The sequence below is a fragment of the Paenibacillus maysiensis genome (assembly GCF_000520815.1).
GTDB lineage: Bacteria > Bacillota > Bacilli > Paenibacillales > Paenibacillaceae > Paenibacillus > Paenibacillus maysiensis.
In genome coordinates this window covers 1-7,138 of sequence record NZ_ASRY01000087.1, presented here as the reverse complement: position 1 = coordinate 7,138, position 7,138 = coordinate 1, and the positions used below count along the sequence as shown (strand labels likewise).

At 46.9% G+C, this 7,138-nt stretch carries 7 protein-coding genes and 1 pseudogene; 6 read left to right on the top strand and 2 right to left on the bottom strand.

All coding sequences use genetic code 11. From position 1 onward, the window contains the following. From L696_RS28285 to L696_RS0106195, 4 genes and pseudogenes are all read left to right on the top strand, one after another. A pseudogene (locus L696_RS28285) lies at nt 1-398 on the top strand (glutamine synthetase); the annotation flags it as partial. Nucleotides 399-673: 275 nt separating this feature from the next. Then, nucleotides 674-1,765: a 3-phosphoserine/phosphohydroxythreonine transaminase gene (serC, locus tag L696_RS0106205; RefSeq protein ID WP_025682875.1), complete on the top strand. Its 1,092-nt coding sequence runs from the start codon at nt 674-676 to the stop codon at nt 1,763-1,765. Between the two features lie 201 nt (nt 1,766-1,966). Then, nucleotides 1,967-2,431 (top strand): tRNA (uridine(34)/cytosine(34)/5-carboxymethylaminomethyluridine(34)-2'-O)-methyltransferase TrmL, encoded by a 465-nt coding sequence (gene trmL, locus L696_RS0106200; RefSeq protein ID WP_025682874.1) that lies wholly within the window; start codon nt 1,967-1,969, stop codon nt 2,429-2,431. Between the two features lie 369 nt (nt 2,432-2,800). Next, a complete protein-coding gene (locus L696_RS0106195; protein ID WP_014280616.1) occupies nt 2,801-3,046 on the top strand; it encodes an AbrB/MazE/SpoVT family DNA-binding domain-containing protein in 246 nt (81 codons plus the stop codon). Nucleotides 3,047-3,144: 98 nt separating this feature from the next. On the opposite strand, the gene L696_RS0106190 is transcribed toward L696_RS0106195, so the two are convergent. Further along, on the bottom strand, nt 3,145-4,212 hold the full coding sequence (locus tag L696_RS0106190; RefSeq protein ID WP_025682873.1) for a phosphodiester glycosidase family protein: 1,068 nt from the start codon (nt 4,210-4,212) through the stop codon (nt 3,145-3,147). Continuing rightward, on the bottom strand, nt 4,209-4,616 hold the full coding sequence (locus L696_RS0106185; protein ID WP_025682872.1) for a hypothetical protein: 408 nt from the start codon (nt 4,614-4,616) through the stop codon (nt 4,209-4,211). Before L696_RS0106185 ends, L696_RS0106190 begins: the two co-directional genes overlap by 4 nt. 282 nt (nt 4,617-4,898) lie before the next feature. On the opposite strand from L696_RS0106185, the gene L696_RS0106180 reads away from it, so the two are divergent. Further along, nucleotides 4,899-5,555: a response regulator transcription factor gene (locus L696_RS0106180; RefSeq protein WP_025682871.1), complete on the top strand. Its 657-nt coding sequence runs from the start codon at nt 4,899-4,901 to the stop codon at nt 5,553-5,555. A 50-nt stretch (nt 5,556-5,605) separates the two neighbouring features. Further along, complete coding sequence (locus L696_RS0106175) at nt 5,606-6,859, top strand: aminotransferase-like domain-containing protein (protein ID WP_025682870.1); 1,254 nt, start codon at nt 5,606-5,608, stop codon at nt 6,857-6,859. The last annotated feature ends 279 nt before the right edge of the window (nt 6,860-7,138 follow it).

The following is a 7,138-nucleotide window of genomic DNA, read 5'->3' as shown; positions in this document are numbered from 1 at the left end:
CTGTCCGTATTCCAGTAGCGGCTGTTACGCCTAAAGGCTGTCGGATCGAGTTCCGTACACCGGACTCCACAGCTAACCCTTACCTCGCCTTCTCCGCAATGCTGATGGCGGGTCTGGATGGCATCAAGCGCAAACTGAACCCGATCGAATTGGGATATGGTCCACTTGATACGAACATCTATGAGCTGTCCGATGCTGAAATAGGTAAAATCCGTAGTGTTCCTGCTTCGCTGGATGAGGCTCTGGACGCTCTGGAAGCCGACTACGAGTTCTTGACAGAAGGCGACGTATTTACGAAGGACTTTATTGATAACTATGTAGAGCTCAAACGTTCTGAAGCTAAATCGGTTAACATCCGTGTTCATCCGCACGAATACAGCCTTTATTTCGACTGCTAATAGCAGTTAATAAATGAGCAGCGTAGCTGCCTTGAACATTAACCATTAGCCTCTGGTAACGGTTAATGTTCAAGATAGGTCTCCGGTTTTTAAGCCGGGGACCTTTTAACATTAAATTAAATACCACAAAGTTAAGATGTTAAATATTCTTACATTCACATCTTTGTCACATCATAAATGAAATCGGAAACATTTTTTAACAAGTCTTGAACGCTCTTATGAATACTGCTATCATAGCGATAATATCCGCACCAGAGTAGAGAAGGGATGGGAATTTGTTGAGTAAGAGAGCCTATAATTTTAATGCAGGACCAGCGGCATTGCCGCTCAAAGTGCTGGAACGTGTACAAGCTGAATTCGTAGATTTTCAGGGAACAGGTATGTCCATTATGGAAATGTCTCACCGTGGAGCTGTGTATGAATCTGTTCATAATGAAGCGCAGGAACGTCTGTTATCTCTGCTAGGCAATCCAGAAGGCTACAAGGTGTTATTTCTTCAAGGAGGCGCTAGTACGCAATTTGCTATGCTGCCCTTAAATTTCTTGGGTGAAGGACAGACAGGAAGCTATATCATGACAGGTAGCTGGTCGGACAAGGCTTATAAAGAAGCCAAGCTTGTGGGCAAGGCTCATATTGCTGCGTCTTCCGCTGATGAGAAGTATATGCGTCTTCCGAATGTGGATTCTTTGGACTTGCCTGACAATACTGCTTATGTGCATATTACGTCCAACGAGACGATTGAAGGTACACAGTTCAAGCAATTCCCGGATACCGGTACTGTGCCGTTGATTGTGGACATGTCCAGTGATATTTTTTGCAAGCCGTTTGATGCTACTCAATTCGGACTGATCTATGCTGGAGCACAAAAAAATCTGGGACCCTCCGGCGTAACGGTCGTGATCGCCCGTGAAGAACTGTTAACATCTTCACCGGACAATGTTCCTACGATGCTGCGTTATAGCACTTATGAAAAAAATAACTCTCTCTACAATACACCTCCATCCTTTGCTATATACATGGTGAATGAGGTACTGAAATGGATTCAGGAAGAAGGCGGCCTGGAAGGTATTGAACGCATCAACCAGCAGAAAGCTGCTTTGCTCTACGACCGTATTGACAGCAGCGAAGGCTTCTACCGTGGTTGTGTAGACGTCGCTGACCGTTCCATTATGAATGTGACCTTCCGCCTCGCAAATGAGGACTTGGAAAAGCAATTTATTAAGGAATCCGAGCAGGCTGGTTTCGTCGGTCTGAAGGGACATCGCAGTGTAGGAGGGCTTCGCGCTTCGATCTACAATGCTGTTCCGCTGGAGAACTGTCAAGCGTTGGCCGAGTTTATGGATAGCTTTAAGCAGCGTCATAGCTGATTGTAACGGACATATATTTCGATACACGAATGTTGGAAATCGAAAAAACCAAAGTAAAGCCTTCCCTGAATGTGTATAGGGGAAGGCTTTTAGTGGTGTGGAGCGATAATTTTTCTCATTTGATGTTCATATCTCGCCGATTTTGTTAAAATAATAGAATATGTAAATTTTTCAGTTCAAACATGAAGGGAACGAAACGTGATGCCATTACATATTGTGCTTGTTGAGCCGGAAATCCCGGCTAACACAGGGAATATTGCCAGAACGTGTGCTGCTACCGGAACACATCTGCATCTGGTAAAGCCGCTGGGCTTCCGTACCGACGACGCCACGTTAAAACGTGCTGGACTTGATTACTGGTATGCGGTCCACATTGAATACCATGAATCTTTTACTGAGGTGCAGGAGAAGTATCAGGAAGGCCGCTTTTTTTATGCCACCACGAAAGCAAATCAGCGTTATAGTGATATTGCATTTCAGGATGGAGACTTTCTGGTATTTGGCAAAGAAACGAAGGGGTTGCCTCCCGAGCTTCTGGCTGCCAACCCGGATACATGCATCAAGATGCCTATGTCAGATAAAGTAAGATCGCTAAATTTGTCGAATTCCGCTGCGATTATCGTATATGAAGCGTTGCGGCAAATGGATTTTCCAGGCTTATCGTGAATATATCAAGTGAGTGAGTATAAATGCGAATAAAGAACCAGGACCTTAGTTGCTAATCAAGCCTCGCGTATCTGTTGTTCAGACGAACCCGACGTAGGGCTTGAAAATAAGGTTATATTCAGTAATTTGTAAAATCCACAGATAAAGCTAATGATAATGGACATTCCGGTCGATAAAAATATTACAGACATTCTGTACCATACTTTGATATGGTTCATGATTTTATGAAAAAATGTAATAAAATTTCCTGTGATCAGCAGGATTCGACAAAAAGACAGCGAATACTACATAAAGAATAGTGTCTTTGTACCTAGTTTTTCGCAGGGAAGAAATTGCAAGTATAATGAATAGGAGAGGTGTACGATCACGATGAAACCTGCCGGTGTGGTGCGTAAAGTTGATCAACTGGGGAGAATAGTCTTGCCCAAATCACTACGCAAAAGATATCAAATGAATGAGGGAGACCCTGTCGAAATTTTGGTTCAGGGCGACCATATTATTTTGGAGCGTTATCGTCCGAAATGTGTATTCTGCGGATCAGTTGAGCAAGTGAACAATTTTAAAGACCGTTATATTTGTGCTCAATGTTTGACGGAAATGACACAGTACTCCTAAAATGGGGCAAAAGCATCACGACATTCGTTCGTGATGCTTTTTTTCTTATAGAGTATAAGGGAGCAAGCGTAGTTTACATGCCTGTAAACGATAAGCTCCTATTTATAGAACAAAAAATGAGTAGGGACCGGACGGAGATTGCCATCCGACGGCTTGTTCACGACCCTACCGTTCAGGATGAGTGAGGAGGAGCCACCCCCGTCCAGATTATAAGCATCCTGAACGCCGAGATTGTACATTTTCCCTTGTAGTTCTTCCAGTGTTGCACCTGAACCTCCGCTTTCATTGTAGCCATCTACGACAATAATGAGCAGTTGATCATCTTTATAGTTGCCGATGGCTGTACGTGGTGCCCGTTTGGGCGATACCTTCCATTTGTCTGGAATAGGCATCTTTTGGCCTCTTTGCAGCAGAACGGGAACGAAGGTAGCTCCAAAGGCAGGCTTCAGGCTGTCCAGAGCGCCTTGACTGTAAAACTTGCCGCCAATGAGCTTGCCGGTGTTGCTCAATCCGACGAAGGACAAATCCTTAAAGCTGGACTGAAAGCCGGTCAGGTAATGGCCGTTCATGACGGTAGTGCTTAATGGATAGCGTTTGCCGTCTCCATCTGCAAAGCCGCCTGCATTAATGCCAGCGACAGCTCCGTGTCTCAGGACAGCACGCATGGTCGTTTCGGAGCCGCCCAGTTTGTCGCTCCCCAGAGACATTTTCATGGCGGAAGGATCTTTAAGCTTGACCTTCATGGCATAGCCGTGATAAATCCCCGGGTTCACCTTAAACAATTCAATAGTAATCCGGTTGCTGTCTACCCGCTCATAGGGAACCCCGAGCTTGGCGGTGATGCGTCGATCATAGATGGTTTCGGGACGCTTGGATTGGGTGGAGGCTGTTTGGACAAGCTGGTTCATCGTTTGGGTCGTTTGCTTGTACAGTTCTGATGTCCGGCGAATAGTAGACAAGGTGTATGTTGCCGTTTGTTTGGCTTCATCGAGCTGGTTGCCTACGGATTGCGTTTGTAGAACGACCTTCGCTTTTTGCAGACTTGGGACAGTAGGCTCCGAAAAACTAAATGTGGGATGAATTAACAAAACACACCCCAATAAACCGATAAAAGGAGCAAGGGCCAACATGAAGAAACGATTTACCTGTTTTGTATCCATATTCATTTCAGCAGGTCCATTTTTTTCTGAAGTGTATTGAGCTGCTGCTTAACTTCGTTCAGTTGGGTGTAAAGCTTATTGCTGTTGTCGGTTTTATTGTTTGCATTATCCTTGGTAAAGGTCAGCAGTTCATTGAAGGACTGCACTTTGCCCTCTAATCCGCTTACTTCCTTGGAAAGCGCGGCCAACTGTTTTTCATAGTCGGTTTTGAGCGCTTGAATCTGCTGGTCCGTATGGGTTTGCATTTCGTTCAGCATTTCCTGCTTCAAATGATTGCTGTACAGATAGGTTGCGAGAGCACCTAGTATAATAAGCAGGAACCAAAATAGCAGAAAAGCCTTTACAGGCATCCCCTTTCTTGAAGTGCCTCGCCGGGATTCGGCAGGAGGGTGTTCAGGTGAAGCTTGCATGCGATTTTCAACTCCCGTGTAAAATCAAATTTCCAGTCTTTGTTTTGCAGTTCCAATTCTATCATGGGCCTATTTATTTCGCAAAAGCGAAATAGATGCATAAAATTATTTGGAAAAAGAGATTGCATCGGAAGGAAGTCCTAGGATACAATTTCTTTAAACGGTTTTCGCTTCTTATACGTTCACATTTGCGCAATTTCTACATATGCAACCCCAAATTATAGATTCATTTTCGCTAACTATGTATTTTTTTGTATTTTTGTGAAATCAGGAGGTTTAGACATGAGAAAAGTATGGCAGGTGGTCATCATAGACATCCATCCTACAAGTATGCTGGGAACAAAGCTTATTTTAGAAGACCAGCAGGATTTGCTTGTCAGAGGGATGTCCTCCTCCGGAACGGAAGGTCTGGAATTGGCTTGCTCCATTCGGCCGGAAATCATTTTAATGGATTACAGGTTGCCTGAGGGGACAGCGGAACCGTTTCTAACACAAATACGGGCCTTGTCTCCAGACAGCCATATTGTTATTATGACGGATGAGGATAATATTACGCTCTTCCAACAGCTGATTTCGCTGGGAGCGAATGGAATGTTATCCAAACAGGCGTCACCAAGCCAGTTGATCCATCTGATCAACGGCTTGCGCGAAGGCTTTGCTTCGTTACCGATGGACTGGATTCGTTGTGGAAAATGGCCTTTTATACCGCTAATGGCTTCTGAGCCTTTTGACGAATTGACACAAACTGAAGTTTTTATTATGGAACGTATTGTACAAGGAATTACATATGACAAAATTGCTACTGAGATCGAAGTCAGTCGGCGCTCTATTGATAATTATTTACGTAAAATTTATGCGAAATTGGGCGTGTCCAGCCGGGCACAGGCGATTGAGCGTTATGCCCTGTATGCGCGTCAGACCAAGCAGCTATATGCCTGACGCGCCAGCCCGGAAGCCTTGACCTATTTTTCAGCAGAAGGAGGATGTTCATGCAATATTCCTTTGCTTCACGAACGGCTGCAATGTTGGCTTCTCCAGTGCGTCATATCCGGGAAAATGCGAGAAGACACTCCTTTATATCCTTAGCTGAGGAATTGCCTGCACAAGAGCTTTTTCCGGTGAAGCTGCTGGAAGAAGCGGCTCATGATGTGTTTGGCTCCGGCCCTGACGCCCTCCAGTATGGTGAACCGGAGGGCTATTTTCCTTTGCGGGCGTGGCTTGCAGGAGAGTGGGAACAGCGCAAAGGAGTTAGAGTACCACCAGGACAAATCCTCCTGACAACAGGCAGTCAGCAGGCCATTGACCTGATTGTAAGGCTGATGGTGGATGAACGCGATCCGGTGTTGGTCGAAAATCCGACGTCGCCCGGATGTCTGCAAGTGCTGTCGATGCAGGGAGCGCAGATCGTTCCCGTAGAAGCTGATGGAGAAGGTGTGCTTCCCGATCAGCTTGAAGCTTTAATCGTTCACCACCATCCCAAGCTTTTTTTTGCTACACCTACGTTTACGAACCCGACCGGTTCCTTATGGAGCGCGGCAAGACGTCAGGAGATTTTGGACCTGTGCAGGCGTCATCAGGTGTTGATCGTGGAGGACGATTCTTATGGAGAACTTCATTTTAAACAAAAAAATGAATCCGGCGACAAGAGCCCGCATGGGCAAAGTCGGAAATTTGCAGAAGCCTATCCTTCGCTATTTGCGCTGGATCATGCGGGGCAGGGCGGCCAGGTGCTATATATCGGTTCATTCAACAAAACGGTTGCGCCCGCGCTGAGAACCGGATGGGCGGCAGGCCCCGCCCCGTTGATCGAAGGTATGTACGCTTTGAAGCAGTTGGCCGATATGCAGTCCAGTACGATGAACCAGCGGCTTCTGTTCCAGTTGCTGACCAGCTCGCGTTTTCAATGGCACGAGCATTTAGCCATGTTGAACAAAGAGTACTCGACACGTCTGCAATTAATTCTGGAGCTGCTCAAGCGCCCGTTTTGGAAAGACGTGACGTACCGCATTCCGTCCGGCGGCATGTATGTGTGGGTTCGGTTGCCCGATGGGCTGGACAGCGCGCTGCTGCTAAAGGGGGCTCTACCCAAAGGTGTAGCCTTTATGCCAGGGGAGTTGTGCGCGGTTGGCAGCGAAGGCGCGTCCCATATCCGCCTGAACTTCAGCCATCCGGGCCGCGAGCAGCTACTCATGGGCATGAACTTGATCGGTGAGACGATCAGTGAATTCACTGCGCGAAGCTAGCAGGGGCCGAAACGATCTCCTTGCTGTGGCATACTTCCGGCAGTCGTGGCGTCAGAAGTAAGCTGTAGGCTTTTCAGTGATCGTCTGCATTTGAAGCGCCAGAAGTAAGCGGCAGGATTTTCAGAGATCGTCTGCATTCGCGGCGGCAGAGTACGCGGCTGGTGCTTCCGCGATCAGGCGTTGTCCGCCGCGATCATTGGGCTCTACGGCCGTTTCGGCGCCCTGCTCTTGCAGCACCGCCGCATACTCGCTCAGGGCGGCTTCGCCAAACGGGGTTAG

Coding starts and splice junctions, on each gene's coding strand:
- trmL (WP_025682874.1), top strand. CDS start 1,967: ATGCCATTACATATTGTGCTTGTTGAGCCGGAAATCCCGGCTAACACA.
- L696_RS0106175 (WP_025682870.1), top strand. CDS start 5,606: ATGCAATATTCCTTTGCTTCACGAACGGCTGCAATGTTGGCTTCTCCA.
- L696_RS0106190 (WP_025682873.1), bottom strand. CDS start 4,212: ATGAATATGGATACAAAACAGGTAAATCGTTTCTTCATGTTGGCCCTT.
- L696_RS0106195 (WP_014280616.1), top strand. CDS start 2,801: ATGAAACCTGCCGGTGTGGTGCGTAAAGTTGATCAACTGGGGAGAATA.
- L696_RS0106180 (WP_025682871.1), top strand. CDS start 4,899: ATGAGAAAAGTATGGCAGGTGGTCATCATAGACATCCATCCTACAAGT.
- L696_RS0106185 (WP_025682872.1), bottom strand. CDS start 4,616: ATGCAAGCTTCACCTGAACACCCTCCTGCCGAATCCCGGCGAGGCACT.